Here is a 22,159-nt window from a genome sequence, read left to right as displayed (position 1 = left end):
ATGTTCTGATTTTATTGTCAGCGAGATCTTATTGCTTTTTTTTCCGGCGATATCAATTTCTCCATTGAGAAATTGAGGGACTGCTATTACCTAAAATAAAGAGTCGAAAAAATGTCTGAATTAAAAATTGCCGTTAGTCGTTCATGTCCTGACTGCTTTACTACCCAGCGTAGTATTATCAATACCTGCGACACCCACTTTATTGATGTCGCGGCTGCCGTATTATCTATTGAAGACGTTGAGTGCGGTAAACTCGACGAAATAGATGCGACGGGTTATAACCTGCCAGTATTTATTGCTATTAATAAAGATCAAATCGTTCCGGCTGAATATCTTGCCCGCATTCAAGGGGTATTCGAGCACGATGAAACCCGCAACGATTTCTATGGCCGCCAGTTAGAGGCCGCCGCCCACAAGTACGAAGTCAATCTGCGCCCGCCATTCTTTAGCGCGCTGGTCGATTACGTGGCTCAGGGCAACAGTGCCTTTGATTGCCCGGGGCACCAGGGCGGCGAATTCTTCCGCCGTCATCCGGCAGGGAATCAGTTTGTCGAGTACTTTGGCGAAACGCTTTTCCGTTCCGACCTGTGTAACGCCGACGTGGCAATGGGTGACCTGTTAATTCACGAAGGCGCGCCGTGCATCGCTCAGCAGCACGCGGCGAAGGTGTTTAACGCCGACAAAACCTACTTCGTGCTCAACGGCACCTCCTCCTCTAACAAAGTGGTGCTCAACGCGCTGCTGACTCCGGGGGATTTAGTGCTGTTTGACCGTAACAACCACAAATCCAACCACCACGGCGCGCTGTTGCAGGCTGGAGCCACACCGGTCTACCTGGAAACCGCACGTAACCCGTATGGCTTTATCGGCGGCATCGATGCCCACTGCTTTGAAGAAGGCTATCTGCGTGAACTGGTGGCAGAAGTGGCGCCAAACCGCGCACGTAACGAACGCCCGTTCCGTCTGGCGGTCATCCAGCTGGGCACCTACGATGGCACTATCTATAACGCCCGTCAGGTGGTGGATAAAATCGGTCACCTGTGCGACTACATCCTGTTTGACTCCGCGTGGGTAGGCTACGAACAGTTCATTCCGATGATGGCCGACTGCTCACCGCTGCTGCTGGAACTGAATGAAAACGATCCGGGGATTCTGGTGACTCAGTCGGTGCACAAACAGCAGGCCGGTTTCTCCCAGACTTCGCAGATCCATAAAAAAGATAGTCATATCAAAGGCCAACAGCGCTATGTGCCGCATAAACGTCTCAACAACGCCTTTATGATGCACGCGTCCACCAGCCCGTTCTACCCGCTGTTTGCCGCGCTGGACGTCAACGCGCGGATGCACGAAGGACAGGCGGGCCGCAATATGTGGATGGACTGCGTCTCGAACGGCATTGAAGCACGTAAGCTGATTCTGGATAACTGCCACCACATTCGTCCGTTTGTCCCCGCCGAGATTGACGGTAAACCGTGGCAATCCTGGCCGACCGAGCAGATTGCCAACGACCTGCGCTTCTTCCACTTCGTCCCGGGCGAACGCTGGCACGGCTTCGAAGGCTACGCAGAGCATCAGTACTTCGTTGACCCGTGCAAACTGCTGCTGACCACCCCAGGCATTGACGCTAACGGCGAGTACGACACCTTTGGCGTGCCGGCCACCATTCTGGCCAACTACCTGCGTGAACACGGCGTGGTGCCGGAAAAATGCGACCTCAACTCAATCCTGTTCCTGCTGACGCCAGCGGAAGATATGGCCAAGCTGCAACAGCTGGTGGCGCTGCTGGTGCGCTTCGAAACGCTGCTGGAATCTGACGCGCCGCTGCAAGAGGTGCTGCCGTCGCTCTACGGTCAGCATAAAGATCGTTACGCCGGTTACACCCTGCGCCAGCTGTGCCAGGAAATGCACAACCTTTATGCCCGCCACAACGTCAAACAGCTGCAAAAAGAGATGTTCCGCAAATCGCACTTCCCGCGCGTCAACATGAACCCGCAGGAAGCGAACTTTGCCTACATCCGCGGCGAGGTCGATCTGGTGCCGCTGTCGATGGCGGAAGGCAAAATCGCCGCCGAAGGCGCCCTGCCGTATCCTCCTGGCGTGCTGTGCGTTGTCCCGGGTGAAATCTGGGGGGATTCCGTTCTGCGCTACTTCAAAGCGCTGGAAGAAGGCATCAACCTGCTGCCGGGATTTGCGCCAGAACTGCAAGGGGTTTACATCCAGGAACACAACGGTCGCAAAGAAGTGTGGTGCAACGTGATTAAACCTCAGCAGCCGCTGCCAGCGATGCTGAAAGGGGAGAAATTATGAGCAAAGCCAACAACAAAATGGGTGTTGTTCAGCTCACCATCCTGACGATGGTGAACATGATGGGCTCCGGTATCATCATGCTGCCCACCAAGCTCGCTGAAGTCGGCACCATTTCCATTATCTCCTGGCTGGTCACCGCCGTCGGTTCGATGGCGCTGGCCTGGGCCTTCGCTAAATGCGGGATGTTCAGTAAAAAATCCGGCGGCATGGGCGGCTATGCGGAGTATGCCTTTGGTAAGTCGGGCAACTTTATGGCCAACTATACCTATGGGGTATCGCTGCTGATTGCCAACGTCGCGATCGCGATTTCGGCGGTGGGTTATGGCACCGAGCTTTTCGGTGCCGCACTGAGCCCCGTGCAAATTGGGCTCGCCACCATCGGCGTGCTGTGGATCTGTACCGTTGCCAACTTCGGCGGCGCGCGCATTACCGGACAGATCAGCAGCATCACGGTATGGGGCGTCATTATCCCGGTGGTGGGTCTGTGCGTGATTGGCTGGTTCTGGTTCAGCCCGACAATGTACGTCGAGTCCTGGAACCCGCATCACGTGCCGTTCTTTAGCGCGGTCGGTTCATCCATCGCTATGACGCTGTGGGCCTTCCTCGGTCTGGAATCCGCCTGCGCCAACGCTGAAGTGGTGGAAAACCCGGAACGTAACGTACCGATCGCCGTGCTCGGCGGGACGCTGGGGGCGGCGGTGATTTACATTGTCTCCACCAACGTGATTGCCGGGATTGTACCGAATATGGACCTGGCTAACTCAACCGCCCCGTTCGGCCTGGCCTTCGCGCAAATGTTCACGCCGGAAGTCGGTAAAGTGATCATGGCGCTGATGGTCATGTCCTGCTGCGGTTCGCTGCTCGGCTGGCAGTTCACTATCGCCCAGGTATTCAAATCCTCGGCGGACGAAGGCTACTTCCCGAAAGTGTTCTCTCAGGTTAGCAAGGCGGATGCGCCGGTTAAGGGGATGCTGGTCATCGTGGTCATTCAGTCCGGGCTGTCGTTGATGACCATCAGCCCGTCGCTGAATAATCAGTTCAACGTGCTGGTGAACCTGGCGGTCGTCACCAACATTATTCCGTACATCCTGTCGATGGCAGCGCTGGTTATTATCCAGCGTATGGCTAACGTGCCGATGAACAAAGCGCGCATCGCTAACTTCGTGGCATTCGTTGGGGCAATGTATAGCTTCTATGCGCTCTACTCTTCCGGTGAAGAAGCGATGCTGTACGGTTCCATCGTGACGTTCCTCGGCTGGACGCTGTACGGCCTGGTGTCACCGCGTTTTGAGTTGAAGAATAAACACGGTTAATTGACTTACCCGTTCGGGCTGTAGACCACTACAGCCCGCTTTCTTTTCTTTCGTTGATAAGGCAGCTAACTTGAGTAATCCAGATCGTATTGTCTCCGACCCAGAACGGATCCTCCGTCTTATTCAGACCCAGCAAATTTGCCGTATCGCACTGAACGATGAGAGCAGCCCGTACATTGTTCCGGTCAACTTTGGTTGTACCTATCAGGACGAACGCTGGACGTTCTATTTCCATGGCGCGCGCACCGGTAAAAAGATGCGTTTGTTGCGTAAAGACCCGGCAATCAGCCTGGAAATAGACGGTGATTATCGCTTAATTCCCGCCGAGGATGCCTGTGATTATAGCAGTGCGTACACCAGCATCATTGCCAATGGACAGGCGTCGATTTTGCAAGAATGCGAAGAAATGACCACCGGGCTGGACCTCATCATGCGGCAGGCCGTACCAGGTAAAACCTTCAGCTATCGTGACGATATGATGAAAGCGGTGTGCGTCGTGCGAATGGATTGCCAGACGCTAACCTGCCGCCAGCATCAGGGAATATGAAAAAGGAGCCTTACGGCTCCTTTGTCTTAACAGCGATGATATCAGGCGTTTTTCAGCACTTCGCTAACAATCTCTACCGCTTCTTTCTCAATCTGCTGACGATGCTCAGCGCCAAGGAAGCTTTCGCAGTAAATCTTGTACGCATCTTCCGTGCCGGACGGACGCGCCGCAAACCAGCCGTTATCGGTCATCACTTTCAGACCACCGATAGATGCGCCGTTACCCGGTGCAGCGGTCAGGCGTGCGGTAATCGGATCACCGGCCAGAGTGCTGGCGCTGACCATCTCAGGAGAGAGCTTAGACAGCGCCGCTTTCTGTGCGGAAGTCGCGCTCGCCTGCAGACGGTTATAGCTTGGCGCGCCGAAACGTGCGGCCAGGTCGTTGTAGTGTTCCTGCGGATTCTTACCGGTGACGGCGGTGATTTCTGCCGCCAGCAGGCACATGATGATCCCGTCTTTATCGGTTGACCACGGCGTACCGTCGAAGCGCAGGAAGGAAGCGCCCGCGCTCTCTTCGCCGCCGAAGCCAAAGCTACCGTCGAACAGGCCATCAACAAACCATTTAAAGCCCACCGGCACTTCCACCAGCTTACGGCCCAGGTCATTCACCACGCGGTCAATCATTGCGGAAGAGACCAGGGTTTTACCCACGGCAACGTCTTTGCCCCACTGCGGACGATGCTGGAACAGGTAGTTGATCGCCACCGCCAGGTAGTGGTTCGGGTTCATCAGCCCGGCCGGGGTGACGATACCGTGACGGTCGTAGTCAGGATCGTTGGCAAATGCCAGGTCAAACTTATCACGCAGCGCCAGCAGGCCCGCCATCGCGCACTCGGAAGAGCAGTCCATACGGATTGCGCCATCTTTATCGAGGTGCATGAAGCGGAAAGTCTGGTCAACGTGATCGTTAACGATAGTCAGGTTCAGGTTGTAGTGCTTCGCGATACGTTTCCAGTATTCGATACCGGAACCGCCCAACGGATCAACGCCCAGGGTCAGACCGGCTTTCTGGATCGCCGCCATATCGACGATATCCGCCAGCCCTTCAATGAACGGCTGCACCAGATCGACTTCCTTCACATGACCCGAGGCCAGCGCCGCATCGTAAGAGATGCGCTTCACGCCGTTCAGATCGGCGGCCAACAGCGCGTTAGCGCGGTCTTCAACCACTTTGGTGACGTTGGTATCAGCCGGGCCACCGTTTGGCGGGTTGTACTTGATACCACCGTCTTCCGGCGGGTTGTGGGACGGCGTAATGACAATGCCATCGGCCAGCGGGCCGCCTTTCTTGTTGTGCACCAGGATAGCGTTGGAAACCGCCGGTGTCGGCGTGAAACCATTGTTTTCCTGCACAATCACATCAACGCCATTCGCCGCTAACACTTCAAGTACGGAGATGAACGCAGGCTCAGAAAGCGCGTGCGTATCTTTTCCGACGTAGCATGGGCCCGAAATTCCATTTTTCGCGCGCTCTTCAGCAATCGCCTGAGCAATGGCCAAAATATGCTTTTCATTGAAGCTGTGACGACCTGCGCTACCGCGGTGACCGGAGGTCCCGAATTTCACCGCGTGTTCCGCATTGCTCACGTCCGGCTGCAGCACGTAGTACTGGGCCGTCAGTTGAGCGACGTTGATCAAATCACTCTGCTGTGCGGGTTGACCCGCACGGGTATGGTTTGCCATTGCCTGGTCCTTCTTATGCAAGGGTTAGATTGTCAGTATTAGATGGTACCGCAAACCTTCTCAATCAATTCCGCCGGGAATTGCATTGACTGCATGATGTGTTCGACCATGCTGCATTTACGGCCCGTATTGGTATTGGTAATGACCCAGTATGGCGTATCCGGAACCTGTTTTGGTTTCGTCTGATTGCCGTTTTTCAGCAGCGTTTGCTCGTCGGCAGCAAAGTAGACGCGGGTACGGCCATGAAGGGATTCGGTTGCCTCAGCAAACGCATTGTTGTCCAGAGAGTACAGCGTGGTCAGCACCAGCATGAAGCGGTTTACCGCTTTCTTCTGCTCTGCATACTCGTCGGAGAGCAGCAGTTCGCGCATGGCACGGACTTTATCTTTGGCGGATTTAACCGTTTTCACCTCAGCAACGGGGGCAGCAGCGGGCGCCGGAGCGGCAACCGTTTCTGCTTTGACGACCGGCGCGGCAGCGACGGCTGCGGGCTGGGAAGCGGCGGAGAATTTCAGCATACGCCGTAAAATGTCGGACGCGCTCTCGCCAATGCGCAGAGTGTGGGCTGCAATATAGCGATAGAGCTCGTCATCAACTTCGATCGTTTTCATCTTAATCCGGTGCGATAATTTTTCTGAATACAGTTTATTGGGATTATAAAGTCAAAACCCAACAGCGGGTAGCGCCAAACCAGGGGCACGGCAAAATTCGGATGAGTTCCTCACTTGCCCCTGAGCGTTAGAATGTTCAACATGATACCCTAACCCGACAATGCGAAAAAAAGAACTTTGCTATGAAATTGAATTTCCGAGCGCAAACTGCACAAAACCTGCACAATAATTCCCCCATCGTCCTGGTCCACGGTCTGTTCGGCAGCCTGGATAACCTCGGCATTCTCGCCCGCGACCTGCTTGCCGATCACGATGTCATTCAGGTCGACATGCGTAACCACGGTCTGTCGCCGCGTTCCGACGATATGAGCTATCCGGCCATGGCGCAGGATTTGCTCGATACTCTCGACGCCAACCAGATTGAGAAAGCGACATTCATCGGCCATTCAATGGGCGGAAAAGCGGTGATGGCGCTGACCGCGCTGGCCCCGGAGCGCATCGACCGCCTGGTGGCAATCGACATTGCGCCGGTGGATTACCACGTGCGTCGTCATGATGAGATTTTTGCCGCCATTAACGCCGTCACCAGCGCGGGCGTCTCCACGCGCCAGCAGGCAGCCACGGTGATGCGCGAGTATCTGCATGAAGAAGGCGTGATTCAGTTTCTGCTGAAGTCGTTTGTTGACGGTGCCTGGCGCTTTAACGTGCCGGTGCTGTGGGAGCAATATCCCCATATCGTCGGCTGGGAAACCATTCCGGCCTGGGAACACCCTGCGCTGTTTATTCCCGGCGGCAATTCACCGTATATCACCGAAGCCTATCGTGACGATCTGCTGGCGCAGTTCCCGCAGGCGAAAGCGCACGTGATTGCCGGGGCGGGTCACTGGGTTCACGCCGAAAAACCGGACGCCGTGCTGCGCGCCATTCGCCGTTACCTCGCTGAGTGATTAAAAATGCATCGACCGCGCGCCAGAATGGCCGTGGTCGTTGGCGTGCGGGTTCCACTGTTGTATGATTGCGCGCTGTCTGCACCGGGCACCGTCCGGTAGCTTGTTTCCCCGAAGTCACTCAGAACCATGGCAAAAGAACAAACGGACCGTACGACATTAGATTTGTTCGCAAATGAGCGTCGGCCGGGAAGACCCAAAACCAATCCGCTTTCGCGTGACGAACAGCTCCGCATTAATAAGCGCAATCAGCTCAAACGCGACAAAGTTCGTGGGCTTAAGCGCGTCGAGTTAAAGCTAAACAGCGACGCCGTTGATGCGCTCAACGAGCTGGCGGCAGCCCGTGACATGAGCCGCAGCGAACTCATCGAAGAGATGCTGATGAGCCAACTGGCGCTGCTGCACGGACAAGGGAAAGTCTGAAATATCCCCCCAGAACGCACTTTCATGTAGCAGAGTGTGCAGTACGGCACGATAGCTGTTTCCGCCCGCTTCTCTGTTCTGCTATGATTGCCCTTATCTGTGGGCAATAAGCCACCACCATATCATTAAGTTTCAAGAGGTTATTTTACTCATGGCAATCGTTGGCATCTTCTTCGGTAGCGACACCGGGAACACCGAAAATATCGCAAAAATGATTCAAAAACAGCTTGGTAAAGATGTCGCTGACGTTCACGACATTGCCAAGAGCAGCAAAGAAGACCTGGCAGGCTACGATATCCTGCTGCTGGGTATCCCAACCTGGTACTACGGTGAAGCACAGTGCGACTGGGACGATTTCTTCCCGTCTCTGGAAGAAGTTGACTTCAACGGTAAGCTGGTCGCCCTCTTCGGCTGTGGCGATCAGGAAGACTACGCGGAGTACTTCTGCGATGCGCTGGGTACGATTCGCGACATCATCGAGCCAAACGGCGCGACCATCGTTGGTCACTGGCCAACCGCAGGCTACCACTTCGAAGCGTCGAAAGGCCTGGCCGATGACGACCACTTCGTGGGTCTGGCGATTGACGAAGACCGCCAGCCGGAGCTGACCGCTGAACGCGTTGAAAAATGGGTTAAGCAGGTTGCTGAAGAGCTGCACCTCGACGAAATCAAAAACGCCTGATGATATTGAGGCGCGATAACAAATCGCGCCTCATTAATAGGTAAAAGCAATCAAAATAATAGCTACATTTTTTTAACTTTTCAGCGCATACCTGTACAATATCTTCTGATTTAGCGTAGGTTCATCGCTCTGTTTGTCGGTGACGCCTCGTTTTTGAAAGCTTAGTTTACCCAAGCCTTGCTGTTTTCATTTATCCAGGGTCATTCTATAATGAGACGCATTAAAACGGGTGAATTCTCTGTGATACTTTCGCTGATGGAAGTTAATCGTTTAGCAACAGGACAGATTCCGCATGACTGACAATAATACCGCATTAAAGAAGGCTGGCCTGAAAGTCACACTTCCACGGTTAAAGATTCTGGAAGTTCTTCAGGAACCGGATAACCACCATGTCAGCGCGGAAGACTTATACAAACGCCTGATCGACATGGGTGAAGAAATTGGCCTGGCCACGGTTTATCGTGTCCTGAACCAGTTTGATGACGCGGGCATCGTGACCCGTCATAATTTTGAAGGCGGCAAATCCGTTTTCGAACTGACCCAGCAGCATCACCACGATCACCTTATTTGCCTCGACTGTGGCAAAGTGATCGAGTTCAGCGACGAATCTATCGAAGCTCGCCAGCGTGAAATTGCCGCCAAACACGGAATTCGTCTGACCAACCACAGCCTTTATCTTTATGGCCACTGCGCTGAAGGCGACTGCCGTGAAGATGAACATGCTCACGATGGTGTAGAGAAGTAACTTCCCCCCTCGTTAAAAAGCCAGCGCCATGCGTTGGTTTTTTTTTGCCCTTCGTTCGCATTCAGCCATAAAAAAACCGCTGCAAGCAGCGGTTTTTTCAGTTATTAGCATTCGCCTTATCTTATGGCTTCACGGTGTTATTGCTGCGAATTTCCTGCCACATCTTATCGCATTTGGCTTTTACGGCCTGGTCGTTACCGGTACGGGTTGCCTGAATACACTGCTGGTAATCCAGCACGCGTACGGATTCCTGATTAGCAAACTGTTCATGCTGTTTCTCTTTTTTCAGCACGTTCAGCACGCTCTGGCAGGCCTGGATTTTGTCCGGATTGCCTTCAGCGGTGTTAATGCACGCGCTGTAGGCATCCTTCAGCTTACTGTCTTCTTTCGGCGTGGATGGCTGAGCGCAAGCGGTAAGGCCAGCGGCCATCAGGGCAACAATAATCAGTTTTTTCATACGATGAGCCTCTTAGCGGCGGCAGAGGCTTCCCCCTGCCGCATCATGCATCAGAAAATAGTGAACGGTGCGATAACCATGAATTTCACGTCACGCTCATCCTGGAAGATGTTGCCGTAACCACCGCCCCAGCTTGGGATGTCGGAGTGGTTGTCGTACTGAGTGAAGTGCAGTTTGAAGAGGGTACCCTTCGCGCGGCCTTCCTGTACGGTATACATGGCATCCAGGCTGTATGCAGATTCTCTGATCGTATTGTTTTTGTTGTAGTAGGCATCCGGGTTCATCTGCCAGGTCGCTGGTTTCGCATCCCATGCATAGACGTAGGATGCACCCACTGCCCAGCCAGGAAGATTCCAGTTCTTCAGGTCATACATACCACCGAAGAAGACCGCTTTTTCGCCGTTGGCGTTGAAGTCAGAGCGGTTATCCCACCAGATATCCAGACGACCGTTAGATGACGCGTAGGTCGGGGTCATACGCTGCAGGAAGTAGCCCTGCTGACCGTCAGCCTTAACCCAGGTCCCTTCCAGACGGAAGTCGAACACTTCGTTCAGCTTATAGCCAAATGTTAACGCCTGCAGCCACGCGGTGCCGTCGTAAATGTCGTTCACGCCGTGATCGCTCACTTTGTCACGGGTACCGTAGAACTGGTAGCTGGTGGTCAGCGGGCCGCCAGGGATATCAAATTTGTAGCTTGCTTTGGCGAAGTACTGGTCGACATAACCTTCCGCCTGACCGAATGCCGCTTCCAGCACCAGGTCATTTTTAAAATCGTATTTCGCACCAATAGAGTGCAGGTAATCAACTTTGGTCTTCTTATCATTCTGATAGAAGTTATCCATCTCCAGATGCCATGGCGCCTTATACTCATTGGTCCACATGTAGGAGAAGCTCAGCGCGCCATTGTCGCCGTAGTCAAAGTTTGCCCCGGCTTCAGCGCCCTGGTAAGTACCCGGCATAAAGCTCCAGTGCGGTGCCAGCAGGGTTTGACCGGTTGGTTGAATGTAACCCGCACGCGCCCAGGTTGGGCCAAGTTTAAATTTAGCTGCCGCTTTATACAGGCTGATACCGCTCTTATCGCCGCTGTAATCTTCGCTATAGCCTTTATTTTTTGACGAGAATGCAATTTCGTTCGGGTGACCGCTTTCGCTACTTTCCGCCATTTCAATCGCGGTAAAAGCAGCAATATCAATACCGAACATGTCAGCCGCATAACCCGACTGGAAGTCGAGGTTGGCGTTCCAGGTGGAGTGAGAAAGGTTGGTTTTATATTTGTCGTGGTCGGTCACATCTTTACGGTCACGCTCACGCTGCCAGTAGTAGATGCCGCCGGTTAATGTTGAATCATCAATGAACCCTTCTGCCTTCGCTTCCGGAGTCATCACAAAGCCTGACATTGCTGTCACACCGGCGATAGCCAGCGCCAGCGTACTACGTTTGCCACTAAACGTACGCATAGTTATATCCTCTTTGACTTTTAAAAATGCCGCTGCAAAGCAGAAGCAAAAAAATAAAACGCTAAAAAATGAACTTCTGGAAAAAAGGTGTTTCAGTACATTGATAGACTATTTTTCGCGACGCGAATTATCAATCCTTTTCCGCAACAAGAGTGCAGGATTATGACAAAGCGCACATATTTGGTTTCAATGTGTAACGTAATGCATTGTTAACATTTGCACAAGCCAGCCCTTGCGGGGCTTGGATGAAATGTTAATGAGACCGTTTACATTGAAGATCAGGGGTGGGTAGATGTAAAAAAGTGCGAACGTACCAGATCCAGGAAAATATTATTAATTCGCATCGCGAAACTATAAAAAAGAACCGGTTTGCACATTACCGGAACAGAAAGGAACGATATGTTGCCATCGGCGCCAGGGGCATATGACCAGGCAAAAAAAACGCCGCAAAAGCGGCGTTTTTCATGTTGGATCGGCGAGTATTAGCCAACCCAGGTATCACGTAAACCAACGGTACGGTTAAAGACCAGCTTGTCTGCCGTGCTGTAGCGGCTGTCGAGGCAGAAGTAACCCTCACGCTCGAACTGGTACGCTTTACCGGCCTCAGCGGCCTGCAGAGACGGCTCAGCATAGCCCTGCTTGATAACCAGTGACTCAGGGTTCATCACCGCCAGGAAGTCTTCTGCGGCGCCTGGGTTCGGTACGCTGAACAGACGATCGTACAAGCGAATCTCTACCGGCAGCGCGTGCGCGGCGCTAACCCAGTGAATTACGCCCTTCACTTTGCGGCCATCAGCCGGATCTTTGCTCAGGGTATCAGCATCGTAGGTACAGAAGATGGTGGTGATATTGCCTTCGGCATCTTTCTCCACGCGCTCTGCTTTCACCACATAGGCGTTACGCAGACGCACTTCTTTCCCCATCACCAGACGCTTGTACTGCTTGTTCGCTTCTTCACGGAAGTCTGCGCGATCGATCCAGATTTCGGCGCTAAACGGCACTTCACGGCTGCCCATTTCCGGTTTATTCGGATGGTTAGGCATGGAAACCATTTCGCTCTCACCCTGCGGATAGTTTTCGATCACCAGTTTTACCGGATCGATAACCGCCATCGCGCGCGGCGCGTTTTCGTTCAGATCTTCACGAATGCAGGATTCCAGCGACGCCATCTCAATGGTGTTGTCCTGCTTGGTCACGCCGATGCGCTTGCAGAACTCGCGAATGGAGGCGGCGGTGTAGCCACGGCGACGCAGACCGGAGATGGTCGGCATACGCGGGTCGTCCCAGCCTTCGACATGTTTTTCCATCACCAGCTGATTCAGCTTGCGCTTGGACATCACGGTGTATTCCAGATTCAGGCGCGAGAATTCGTACTGGCGCGGGTGAACCGGAATGGTGATGTTGTCCAGCACCCAGTCGTACAGACGACGGTTGTCCTGGAACTCCAGCGTACACAGCGAGTGGGTAATGCCTTCCAGCGCATCGCTGATGCAGTGAGTGAAGTCGTACATCGGATAGATGCACCACTTGGTGCCGGTCTGGTGGTGATCGGCAAATTTAATACGGTACAGCACCGGGTCACGCATAACGATAAACGGCGAAGCCATATCGATTTTGGCGCGCAGGCACGCGGTACCTTCCGCGAAGCCGCCGGTACGCATTTTTTCGAACAGCGCCAGGTTCTCTTCTACGCTGCGATCGCGGAATGGGCTATTTTTGCCCGGCGCAGTCAGCGAGCCGCGATATTCACGGATCTGTTCCGGCGTCAGTTCGTCAACGTAGGCCAGGCCTTTGTTGATAAGTTCTACAGCGTAGGCGTGCAGCTGATCGAAGTAATCCGAGGAGTAGCGAACGTTGCCTGACCAGTGAAAACCTAACCACTCGACATCGTTTTTGATCGACTCTACGTATTCGATATCTTCTTTCACCGGGTTGGTGTCATCGAAACGCAGGTTGCACTGGCCCTGGTAGTCTTTCGCGATACCAAAGTTCAGGCAGATAGATTTCGCGTGGCCGATGTGCAGATAGCCATTCGGCTCTGGCGGAAAACGTGTATGCACCGTGTTGTGCTTACCGGTTGCCAGATCTTCATCGATGATCTGACGAATAAAGTTAGTCGGGCGGGCTTCAGCCTCACTCATCGTGGATTCCTCAAAGCGTAAACAACGTATAACGGCACATGATCTTATAAGCCGCGCCCGGAGACAACTATTAGTTGCACAAAAAGGCGTTGTACCGATGAATATGGGGGAATTTACGGCAAAAAAAAGCGGCGGAGGAATTCCCCCGCCGCTTAAGGCATTAATCTACTTTACTCAGGAGCGATTATTTACCTTTAATCTCATACAGCGGCGTCTGACCCGCAACCACGTGACCTTCGGCTTTAATCACCAGACCGCCGAAATCATCGCTGTTACTGCATACAACTGGGCTGATCATTGAGCGTGCATTTGCGTTCAGGAAGTCCAGATCCATTTCCAGGATTGGCTGACCTGCTTTGACTTCCGCACCCTCTTCAACCAGGCGGCTGAAGCCTTTACCTTCCAGCGCTACGGTATCGATACCCATGTGGACAACGATTTCCGCGCCTTTATCTGTTTCCAGACAGAACGCATGGTTGGTGTTGAAGATTTTCACGATAGTGCCCGCAGCCGGGGAAACAACGATGTTGTCCGTTGGTTTCACCGCAATGCCGTCGCCGACCGCTTTGCTGGCGAACGCTTCGTCAGGCACCTGCTCCAGCGCCACCACATCACCGGTAATTGGCGAAACCAGCGCTTCAACGGTTGCGGCGTTAGCCACTGCCTGCGGTTTTACCGCAGCAGGTGCCGCAGCCGGCGCGCTGTCAGCAGAAGCAGCGGCAACCGGGCCACGTGCAACCACTTTCTTCATCGCATCGCCAATCGCTTCTGCTTTCGCACCCACGATAACCTGGATGGTTTGTTTGTTCAGTTTCACCACGCCGGATGCACCCAGGCGTTTACATACTGCGTCACTCACCTTCGCGGAGTCGGCAACGGTCAGGCGCAGACGGGTAATACAGGCATCAATCGCTTTCAGGTTGTCAGTACCACCAACGGCAGCAATGTAGCTGGTCGCCAGTTGATCCAGACCTTCTTCCGTGTTGCTGTTGGCTTCGTTGGTCACAACGTTTTCGTCTTTATCTTCGCGGCCCGGCGTTTTCAGGTTAAACATGCGAATAACCACGCTGAACAGCACGAAGTAGATAACGAAGAACACCAGACCCATCACCACCAGCATCCAGACGTTCTTACTCGCTGCCGGCAGGCTGTACATCAACACGTAGTCGATAGCACCTGCGGAGAAGGAGAAGCCCGCGTGGATACCCAACAGCGTTGCAATGAACAGGCTCACGCCGGTCAGAATCGCGTGCAGGAGGTACAGTACCGGCGCCAGGAACATGAACAGGAATTCCAGCGGCTCGGTCACACCGGTCAGGAACGCGGTGACGGCAACAGACAGCAGCATACCGCCGACCATCGGACGACGCGCTTTTGGCGCTGCGAAGTACATCGCCAGTGCCGCACCCGGCAGACCAAACATCATGATCGGGAAGAAGCCGGACATGAACATACCCGCGGTGCCGTCACCCGCATAGAAGCGGTTGATGTCGCCGTGGAATACCGCACCCGCCGCGTTGGTGAACTCACCAATCTGGAACCAGGCGATAGTGTTCAGAACCTGATGCAGACCGGTTGGGATCAGCAGACGGTTGATGAAACCAAAGATACCGGAACCCAGCGCGCCCGCGCCGACGATCCACTCACCGCCCGCATGGATAGCGTTCTGCACCGGCGGCCATACGTAGCCGAAGATGGCAGCCAGCACCAGACAGAAGAAGCCGGTTGCGATCGGCACAAAACGTTTACCGCCGAAGAAGCTTAGGAAGTCAGGCAGTTTGATACCCGCCCAACGGTTATAAACGGCACCACCGACCAGACCGGTAATGATACCGGCCAGCACACCCATGTTAATGGCTGGGTTGATAGTCACCATTGCTTTGGTCAATACGAAATAACCTACCGCACCCGCCAGCGCTGCCGCACCCGCGCTGTCTTTTGACCAGCTGGATGCCACACCGATAGCGAAGATTAGCGCCAGGTTATCAAAGATAGACCCGCCCGCCTGTGCGATAAACGCGACGTTGAGTAAATCTGGCTGACCAAATCGCAGCAACAGCGCCGCAACTGGCAGCACGGCGATAGGGAGCTGTAACGCCCTACCGAGTCGCTGGAAAAAACCTAAAATATTCATCTTATTCCCCCTACGAGACCCCGAGACGGCTCATTTAATCTAAGCCATTTTTTTATTGTGCAAAAAAGCATGACACTGCGATGTCTTGTAAACTGCATTTACACCTGTTCAGGCATCAGAGTGTGTGAAAATTTAATTCGTATCGCAAATTAAACGCGTTCTTTTTGTGACTATAGTCACCAAATATTGTTCTCACCACTCCCTTTCACTGGCTAACTATGAAAACTTATTTTATCATTCAAAAAATCAAAACGGATTGCTCCCTATCGATGCAAACAGGTTACGCTTAGAGAGTGCACGGAGACGCCATCCGCCAACTTCTTACATTTTACATTTGAGGTGAAGAATGAGACTGATTCCTCTCGTTAACGCTGAACAAGTCGGCAAATGGGCTGCTCGCCACATCGTTAACCGCATCAACGCATTTCAACCCACCGCGGACCGTCCGTTTGTCCTCGGACTGCCAACCGGCGGTACCCCGCTGGCGACCTACAAAGTGTTAGTCGAAATGCATAAAGCGGGCCAGGTTAGCTTTAAACATGTTGTCACCTTTAACATGGACGAATATGTCGGCCTGCCAAAAGAGCATCCGGAAAGCTACCACAGCTTTATGCACCGTAACTTCTTCGATCATATCGACATTCCTGAAGAAAACATCAATCTGCTGAATGGCAACGCGCCAGATGTTGACGCAGAGTGTCGTCGCTATGAAGAGAAAATTCGTTCTTACGGTAAAATCCACCTGTTCATGGGCGGTGTGGGCAACGACGGCCACATTGCGTTCAACGAACCGGCATCGTCACTCTCTTCCCGTACCCGCATCAAGACGCTGACTCACGAAACCCGCGTGGCAAACTCCCGCTTCTTCGATGGCGACGTCTCTCTGGTGCCAAAATATGCGCTGACCGTTGGCGTGGGCACCCTGCTGGATGCCGAAGAAGTGATGATCCTGGTGCAGGGCGCGCCGAAAGCGCTGGCGCTGCAGCAGGCGGTTGAAGGTAACGTTAACCACATGTGGACCATTACCTGTCTGCAGCTGCACCCGAAATCGCTGATCGTTTGCGACGAACCGTCCACGATGGAGCTGAAAGTTAAGACCCTGAAATATTTCAATGAATTAGAAGCTGAAAATATCAAAGGTCTGTAATGTCTTACCCGTCCCACGCCGCGGCGTGGGACAACATTTTTTGAATACCGGGGGTCGTAATGTATGCATTAACCCATGGCCGGATCTTTACCGGTCACGAAATTCTGGATGACCATGCGATTATCGTCGCCAATGGCCTTATTGAACGTATTTGCCCACTGGCTGATGTACCAGCGAACGTCGAACAGCGTTCCGTGAATGGCGCCATTCTCGCCCCTGGTTTTATCGACGTTCAGCTTAACGGCTGCGGCGGCGTACAGTTCAACGATACTGCCGAAGCGGTGACCGTTGAAACGCTGGAGATTATGCAGAAAGCCAATGAGAAATCTGGCTGCACCAGCTTCCTGCCGACGCTGATTACCACCAGCGACGACCTGATGAAACAGGGCGTACGCGTGATGCGTGAATATCTGGCCAAACATCCGAACCAGGCGCTGGGCTTGCACCTCGAAGGCCCGTGGCTAAACCTGGTGAAAAAAGGCACCCATAATCCGGAATTCGTGCGCAAGCCAGATCACGAACTGGTGCAATTCCTCTGCGACAACGCTGACGTGATCACCAAAGTGACCCTGGCGCCAGAGATGGTCGCACCGGAAGTGATTACCGCGCTGGCTAACGCCGGTATCGTGGTTTCCGCCGGGCACTCCAACGCCACGGCGAAAGAAGCGCGTATCGGTTTCCGCGCGGGCATCACCTTCGCCACCCATCTGTTTAACGCCATGCCGTACATGTCTGGCCGCGAACCAGGCCTGACCGGTGCAATTCTCGATGCGAATGAAATCTACTGCGGTATCATTGCTGATGGCCTGCATGTGGACTACATCAATATCCGTAACGCCAAACGCCTGAAAGGCGATAAGCTGTGCCTGGTCACCGACGCCACCGCACCGGCAGGCGCCAATATTGATCAGTTCATTTTTGCCGGTAAAACAATATACTACCGCAATGGTCTCTGCGTAGACGAAAACGGCACCTTGAGCGGTTCATCGCTGACGATGATCGAAGGGGTCCGCAACCTGGTCGAGCACGCTAACATTGCGCTGGACGAAGTGCTGCGTATGGCGACGCTCTACCCTGCTCGCGCGATCGGTGTTGAAAAGCACCTCGGCAGCATTGCCCCGGGTAAAGTGGCGAACCTGACCGCATTCACCCACGACTTTAAAATCATCAAGACCATCGTTAATGGCGACGAGGTCGTTACTGAGTAAGAGAAAGTATGACATCAGGCGGACAAGCTCAAATTGGTAATGTTGATCTCGTAAAACAGCTTAACAGCGCGGCCGTTTACCGCCTGATTGACCAGCATGGGCCAATCTCGCGGATTCAGATTGCCGAGCAGAGCCAGCTTGCCCCCGCCAGCGTAACCAAAATTACGCGTCAGCTTATTGAACGCGGCCTGATCAAAGAAGTCGATCAGCAGGCCTCCACCGGGGGCCGCCGCGCCATTTCTATCGTCACCGAAACCCGCAATTTCCACGCGATTGGTGTCCGTTTGGGCCGCCACGACACCACCCTGACACTGTACGATCTGAGCAGCAAGGCGGTTGCCGAAGAACACTACCCGCTGCCGGAGCGCACTCAGGAAACGCTGGAACATGCGTTGCTCAACACCATTGCCACCTTTATTGAATCGTGCCAGCGTAAAATTCGCGAGCTGATCGCCATTTCGGTGATTCTGCCCGGTCTTGTCGACCCGGAAAGCGGCATTATTCGCTATATGCCGCATATCCCGGTCGAAAACTGGCATCTGGTGGAAGCACTGGAAAAACGTTTCAAAGTCACCTGCTTTGTCGGCCACGACATCCGCAGTCTGGCGCTCGCGGAGCACTACTTTGGTGCAAGCCAGGACTGTGAAGACTCCATTCTGGTGCGCGTGCACCGCGGTACCGGCGCGGGCATTATCTCTAACGGGCGTATTTTTATTGGCCGTAATGGCAATGTGGGTGAGATCGGCCATATTCAGGTTGATCCGCTCGGCGAGCGCTGCCACTGCGGTAACTTCGGCTGTCTGGAAACCGTGGCTGCGAATGCCGCCATTGAGCAGCGCGTGCGCCATCTGCTTGAACAGGGCTACCAGAGCCGAATCACGCTTGACGATTGCCACATCAAAACCATCTGTAAGGCGGCCAATAAAGGTGACCCACTTGCCACCGAAGTTATTGAGCACGTGGGGCGCCATCTCGGGAAAACAATTGCCATCGCCATCAACCTGTTTAACCCACAAAAAGTGGTAATTGCTGGTGAGATCATCGAGGCTGACCGCGTGCTGTTACCCGCCATCGAAGGCTGTATCAATACTCAGGTTCTGAAGGCGTTCCGCAAGAATCTGCCGGTGGTGCGCTCAACCCTCGACCATCGCTCCGCGATTGGCGCTTTTGCGCTGGTTAAACGCGCCATGCTGAACGGGATTTTGCTGCAACATTTGTTGGAAGGTTAGTCCTGAGAGGTAATGCTGGGGATAACGTGTATAATTACGCCTCTTCAAAAACAAACGCCAGGTAGTCCATGACCATTCAGAATGTAATCTGTGATATTGACGGCGTGCTGATGCACGATAACGTCGCCGTGCCGGGCGCGGCAGAATTCGTCGCGCGCGTACTGGATAAAGGTATGCCGTTTCTTTGTCTGACTAACTACCCTTCACAGACGGGTCAGGATTTAGCGAACCGTTTCGCCACCGCAGGCATCGACGTGCCTGACAGCGTATTTTACACCTCCGCCATGGCTACCGCCGATTTCCTGCGCCGCCAGGAAGGCAAAAAAGCGTACGTGGTCGGCGAAGGCGCATTGATCCACGAACTTTATAAAGCCGGGTTCACCATCACCGACGTCAACCCTGACTTCGTTATCGTGGGTGAAACGCGCTCCTTTAACTGGGAGATGATGCACAAAGCGGCATTCTTCGTGGCCAATGGCGCACGCTTCATTGCAACCAACCCGGACACGCATGGCCGCGGCTATTACCCTGCCTGTGGCGCACTGTGCGCCGGCATCGAAAAAATCTCAGGCCGTAAGCCGTTTGTCGTTGGCAAGCCAAGCCCGTGGATCATCCGCGCCGCGCTTAACAAAATGCAGGCACATTCAGAGCAGACGGTGATCGTCGGCGATAATCTCCGCACCGATATTCTGGCCGGCTTCCAGGCTGGTCTGGAAACGATTCTGGTCCTCTCTGGCGTCTCCACCGTGGATGACATCGATGATATGCCGTTCCGGCCATCATGGATTTATCCGTCTGTGGCGGAAATCGACATTCTCTAATAGATTCACATAAATTATTGGTAGATGGATATAAAGCACCATATTCATTTGCCAATAATATAGATACAAAATATAAATTCATATCAGCAATACCACCCTTTCCGTTATATAACATAAATCCTCCCATCCTATTCCCACCCTGATAAAAAATGTGATCCATCATGTGAAAAATAATTATCGTAATCCCACAAGCTATTTTTATAATAGATTTCTTTAATTTCATTATTTACCCTCACACTCATACTTGTATGGTGATTGAGAGGATAAATAATGAGACCGCGTCAGGAAATAGCCCAGCCCCGTCACTTTTCATATTGTTGGTTGCCCTCCAGCGTGGAAGGAACATGGCTTAAACCGTATTTACAAGCGGTTCATCTCCCCCATCAGGAGGACGAGAACAACCAGACATTGCTGCTGGAGATTAAACAACTCACTGCAGACACGGTAATAGCCGCCGCTCCTCATGAAGCCTCGCTAATTTTTAAACTCGAGCCCTTCACGGACTCTCAGCCATGTCATGGCGAATATTTGATTACACGCGATGATTACGCGATAACCATTACTGCCGGAGATTATGCCGGGTTACTGTATGGCTGGTTCCATTTGCTGCGTAATATCGCTAATCCAACGGGTGTGAAGGAAATAACAAAAGAACGCCCGGCTTTTGCAATCCGCATGATTAACCACTGGGATAATATGGATGGCTCGATCGAGCGCGGATATGCAGGCCGTTCACTCTTTTTCGCTGATAATAAAATAAGTTACGATGAAACTCGCCTGTGCCAATACGCACGCCTGCTGGCCAGCGTCGGCATCAACGCCCTGACGATAAACAATGTTAACGTCCACCATCATGAAACTAACCTGATTCGTCAACACCTGCTGCCTGACGTTGCCCGTATCGCGGCTATTTTCCGCCGCTACGCTATCCAGCTTTTCCTGAGCGTTAACTTTGCCGCGCCTATCGAAACCGGCGATCTCGCCACGGCAGACCCCTTTGATCCGCAGGTTGTGACGTGGTGGCAGCAACGCGCCGAAGAGATTTATCAATATATTCCTGATTTTGGCGGCTACGTAGTGAAAGCGGACTCGGAGCATCGCCCTGGCCCCTTCACCTATGAGCGTACCCATGCTGACGGCGCCAATATGTTAGCGCGCTCGTTAGCTCCTTACGGGGGTCTGCTGTACTGGCGCTGCTTCGTCTACAACTGCCAGCAAAAATGGTATGACCGTAGCACCGATCGCGCCCGTGCCGCCTGGGACCACTTTGCGCCACAGGATGGGCAGTTCGATGACAACGTTATTTTGCAGATCAAAAGCGGTCCGATGGACTTCCAGGTTCGTGAACCGGTATCACCCCTGCTGGGCGCGATGCCCCACACCAACAAAGTCATGGAATTGCAAATCACCCAGGAGTATACCGGCCAGCAAATCGATCTCAGCTGGTTAGTTCCCCAGTGGAAAACCATTCTCGGCTTTGATACCCAACCGGGAAGGCACGACGCCTCGATTGCCGATATCCTTGCAGGCCGTTGTCGTCAGCACTCTATGCGCCACAGCGGCGTCACGGCGGTGGTCAACACCGGCGATCATCCCTTCTGGACGGGTCATCCGCTTGCGCAGGCCAACCTCTACGGTTATGGCCGTTTAATATGGGATCCTGAGATCGATGAACGCCTGCTGGCACAGGAGTGGTGCAAGCTCACGCTGTCTGACTCCCCCAAAACCGTCGACACCGTTAGCCAGATGCTGCTCAGCAGCTGGTTAGTTTACGAAAGCTATACCGCACCACTGGGTGTAGGCTGGATGGTACAGCCCCATCACCACTACGGTCCCGCGGTTGATGGCTACGAATACGATAGCTGGGGTACTTACCACTACGCTAACCGCTACGGTCTTGGCGTCGACCGCACCCAAAACAGCGGTACAGGATACGTAAAACAATATCATCCGCTCAACTGCCAAATGTATAACAACCCGAATCGCTGCCCGCAGGAGCTGATTTTATTCTTCCATCATCTGAAATATCGCCACGTCCTGCCTTCAGGTAAGACCGTTATCCAGCACATTTACGACAGCCACTTTAATGGCGTGGCTCAGGTTGAAGATTATATTCAAAAATGGGCGGAGCTTGCCGCAGATAAAAACATTCCAGAAGTTCTATTTCACGAAGTACAAGAGCGTTTAAATAGACAACTGAATAACGCTGAAGCCTGGCGTGACCAGGTCAACACCTATTTTTATCGTAAATCAGGTATTCATGACTCACGAAACAGAAAGATTTATCCCTGACAAATAAAAACCATTA

Annotated in this window: 18 protein-coding genes; 12 read left to right on the top strand and 6 right to left on the bottom strand. The window is 53.3% G+C overall.

Features of this window, described 5'->3' with window-relative positions:
• Positions 1-111 precede the first annotated feature (111 nt).
• The 3 genes from speF (at position 112) to K7B04_RS12365 (ending at position 4,167) form a co-directional block, all read left to right on the top strand.
• A complete protein-coding gene (gene speF / locus K7B04_RS12375; protein WP_167576394.1) occupies positions 112-2,307 on the top strand; it encodes an ornithine decarboxylase SpeF in 2,196 nt (731 codons plus the stop codon).
• Positions 2,304-3,620: a putrescine-ornithine antiporter gene (gene potE, locus K7B04_RS12370; protein ID WP_163449167.1), complete on the top strand. Its 1,317-nt coding sequence runs from the start codon at positions 2,304-2,306 to the stop codon at positions 3,618-3,620. Before speF ends, potE begins: the two co-directional genes overlap by 4 nt.
• A gap of 70 nt (positions 3,621-3,690) precedes the next feature.
• Positions 3,691-4,167 (top strand): pyridoxamine 5'-phosphate oxidase family protein, encoded by a 477-nt coding sequence (locus tag K7B04_RS12365; protein ID WP_167576395.1) that lies wholly within the window; start codon positions 3,691-3,693, stop codon positions 4,165-4,167.
• Between the two features lie 41 nt (positions 4,168-4,208).
• On the opposite strand, the gene pgm is transcribed toward K7B04_RS12365, so the two are convergent.
• A complete protein-coding gene (pgm, locus tag K7B04_RS12360; RefSeq protein WP_223802177.1) occupies positions 4,209-5,849 on the bottom strand; it encodes a phosphoglucomutase (alpha-D-glucose-1,6-bisphosphate-dependent) in 1,641 nt (546 codons plus the stop codon).
• 38 nt (positions 5,850-5,887) lie between these two features.
• A complete protein-coding gene (seqA, locus tag K7B04_RS12355) occupies positions 5,888-6,460 on the bottom strand; it encodes a replication initiation negative regulator SeqA (RefSeq protein ID WP_163449164.1) in 573 nt (190 codons plus the stop codon).
• A gap of 182 nt (positions 6,461-6,642) precedes the next feature.
• Between seqA and ybfF the strand changes: the two genes are divergently transcribed.
• The 4 genes from ybfF to fur all read left to right on the top strand — a co-directional run bounded on the left by ybfF (position 6,643) and on the right by fur (position 9,257).
• A complete protein-coding gene (gene ybfF / locus K7B04_RS12350) occupies positions 6,643-7,407 on the top strand; it encodes an esterase (protein ID WP_223802176.1) in 765 nt (254 codons plus the stop codon).
• 129 nt (positions 7,408-7,536) lie between these two features.
• Positions 7,537-7,830, top strand: coding sequence for a LexA regulated protein (ybfE, locus tag K7B04_RS12345; RefSeq protein ID WP_163449162.1), 294 nt, complete (start codon positions 7,537-7,539; stop codon positions 7,828-7,830).
• Between the two features lie 151 nt (positions 7,831-7,981).
• Positions 7,982-8,512, top strand: a complete 531-nt coding sequence (fldA, locus tag K7B04_RS12340; protein ID WP_064548295.1) for a flavodoxin FldA — start codon at positions 7,982-7,984, stop codon at positions 8,510-8,512.
• Positions 8,513-8,804: 292 nt separating this feature from the next.
• A complete protein-coding gene (gene fur / locus K7B04_RS12335; RefSeq protein ID WP_064548293.1) occupies positions 8,805-9,257 on the top strand; it encodes a ferric iron uptake transcriptional regulator in 453 nt (150 codons plus the stop codon).
• A gap of 121 nt (positions 9,258-9,378) precedes the next feature.
• Here fur and chiQ read toward each other — a convergent pair whose 3' ends face one another.
• The 4 genes from chiQ to nagE form a co-directional block, all read right to left on the bottom strand.
• Complete coding sequence (gene chiQ, locus K7B04_RS12330) at positions 9,379-9,714, bottom strand: ChiQ/YbfN family lipoprotein (RefSeq protein ID WP_163449161.1); 336 nt, start codon at positions 9,712-9,714, stop codon at positions 9,379-9,381.
• Between the two features lie 50 nt (positions 9,715-9,764).
• Positions 9,765-11,171, bottom strand: a complete 1,407-nt coding sequence (gene chiP, locus K7B04_RS12325) for a chitoporin (protein ID WP_163449160.1) — start codon at positions 11,169-11,171, stop codon at positions 9,765-9,767.
• Positions 11,172-11,653: 482 nt separating this feature from the next.
• Positions 11,654-13,312: a glutamine--tRNA ligase gene (gene glnS / locus K7B04_RS12320; RefSeq protein ID WP_163449159.1), complete on the bottom strand. Its 1,659-nt coding sequence runs from the start codon at positions 13,310-13,312 to the stop codon at positions 11,654-11,656.
• Between the two features lie 184 nt (positions 13,313-13,496).
• On the bottom strand, positions 13,497-15,446 hold the full coding sequence (gene nagE / locus K7B04_RS12315) for a PTS N-acetyl glucosamine transporter subunit IIABC (protein ID WP_223802175.1): 1,950 nt from the start codon (positions 15,444-15,446) through the stop codon (positions 13,497-13,499).
• A 346-nt stretch (positions 15,447-15,792) separates the two neighbouring features.
• Here nagE and nagB point away from each other — a divergent pair, with 346 nt between their 5' ends.
• From nagB to K7B04_RS12290, 5 genes are all read left to right on the top strand, one after another.
• Positions 15,793-16,593: a glucosamine-6-phosphate deaminase gene (nagB, locus tag K7B04_RS12310; protein WP_064548283.1), complete on the top strand. Its 801-nt coding sequence runs from the start codon at positions 15,793-15,795 to the stop codon at positions 16,591-16,593.
• A gap of 59 nt (positions 16,594-16,652) precedes the next feature.
• On the top strand, positions 16,653-17,801 hold the full coding sequence (gene nagA, locus K7B04_RS12305; RefSeq protein ID WP_163449157.1) for an N-acetylglucosamine-6-phosphate deacetylase: 1,149 nt from the start codon (positions 16,653-16,655) through the stop codon (positions 17,799-17,801).
• Positions 17,802-17,809: 8 nt separating this feature from the next.
• Entirely contained in the window at positions 17,810-19,030 is a 1,221-nt protein-coding gene (locus tag K7B04_RS12300) for an N-acetylglucosamine repressor (RefSeq protein ID WP_163449156.1), read from the top strand.
• Positions 19,031-19,098: 68 nt separating this feature from the next.
• Positions 19,099-19,851 carry an HAD-IIA family hydrolase gene (locus tag K7B04_RS12295; RefSeq protein ID WP_163449155.1) on the top strand — a complete coding sequence of 251 codons (753 nt, stop codon included), beginning with the start codon at positions 19,099-19,101 and terminating at the stop codon, positions 19,849-19,851.
• A gap of 528 nt (positions 19,852-20,379) precedes the next feature.
• Positions 20,380-22,143 carry an alpha-glucuronidase gene (locus K7B04_RS12290; protein ID WP_223802174.1) on the top strand — a complete coding sequence of 588 codons (1,764 nt, stop codon included), beginning with the start codon at positions 20,380-20,382 and terminating at the stop codon, positions 22,141-22,143.
• Positions 22,144-22,159 lie beyond the last annotated feature (16 nt).

The sequence above is a fragment of the Kluyvera sp. CRP genome, from assembly GCF_019930565.1.
GTDB lineage: Bacteria > Pseudomonadota > Gammaproteobacteria > Enterobacterales > Enterobacteriaceae > Kluyvera > Kluyvera georgiana_A.
The sequence above is the reverse complement of the archived record's forward strand: the minus strand, read 5'-3'. Positions and strand labels throughout refer to the sequence as shown.

What these genes read in the sequence shown, in the direction of transcription:
- speF (WP_167576394.1), top strand. Translation starts at nt 112, where the DNA reads ATGTCTGAATTAAAAATTGCCGTTAGTCGTTCATGTCCTGACTGCTTT.
- potE (WP_163449167.1), top strand. Translation starts at nt 2,304, where the DNA reads ATGAGCAAAGCCAACAACAAAATGGGTGTTGTTCAGCTCACCATCCTG.
- pgm (WP_223802177.1), bottom strand. Translation starts at nt 5,849, where the DNA reads ATGGCAAACCATACCCGTGCGGGTCAACCCGCACAGCAGAGTGATTTG.
- seqA (WP_163449164.1), bottom strand. Translation starts at nt 6,460, where the DNA reads ATGAAAACGATCGAAGTTGATGACGAGCTCTATCGCTATATTGCAGCC.
- ybfF (WP_223802176.1), top strand. Translation starts at nt 6,643, where the DNA reads ATGAAATTGAATTTCCGAGCGCAAACTGCACAAAACCTGCACAATAAT.
- ybfE (WP_163449162.1), top strand. Translation starts at nt 7,537, where the DNA reads ATGGCAAAAGAACAAACGGACCGTACGACATTAGATTTGTTCGCAAAT.
- fldA (WP_064548295.1), top strand. Translation starts at nt 7,982, where the DNA reads ATGGCAATCGTTGGCATCTTCTTCGGTAGCGACACCGGGAACACCGAA.
- fur (WP_064548293.1), top strand. Translation starts at nt 8,805, where the DNA reads ATGACTGACAATAATACCGCATTAAAGAAGGCTGGCCTGAAAGTCACA.
- chiQ (WP_163449161.1), bottom strand. Translation starts at nt 9,714, where the DNA reads ATGAAAAAACTGATTATTGTTGCCCTGATGGCCGCTGGCCTTACCGCT.
- chiP (WP_163449160.1), bottom strand. Translation starts at nt 11,171, where the DNA reads ATGCGTACGTTTAGTGGCAAACGTAGTACGCTGGCGCTGGCTATCGCC.
- glnS (WP_163449159.1), bottom strand. Translation starts at nt 13,312, where the DNA reads ATGAGTGAGGCTGAAGCCCGCCCGACTAACTTTATTCGTCAGATCATC.
- nagE (WP_223802175.1), bottom strand. Translation starts at nt 15,446, where the DNA reads ATGAATATTTTAGGTTTTTTCCAGCGACTCGGTAGGGCGTTACAGCTC.
- nagB (WP_064548283.1), top strand. Translation starts at nt 15,793, where the DNA reads ATGAGACTGATTCCTCTCGTTAACGCTGAACAAGTCGGCAAATGGGCT.
- nagA (WP_163449157.1), top strand. Translation starts at nt 16,653, where the DNA reads ATGTATGCATTAACCCATGGCCGGATCTTTACCGGTCACGAAATTCTG.
- K7B04_RS12300 (WP_163449156.1), top strand. Translation starts at nt 17,810, where the DNA reads ATGACATCAGGCGGACAAGCTCAAATTGGTAATGTTGATCTCGTAAAA.
- K7B04_RS12295 (WP_163449155.1), top strand. Translation starts at nt 19,099, where the DNA reads ATGACCATTCAGAATGTAATCTGTGATATTGACGGCGTGCTGATGCAC.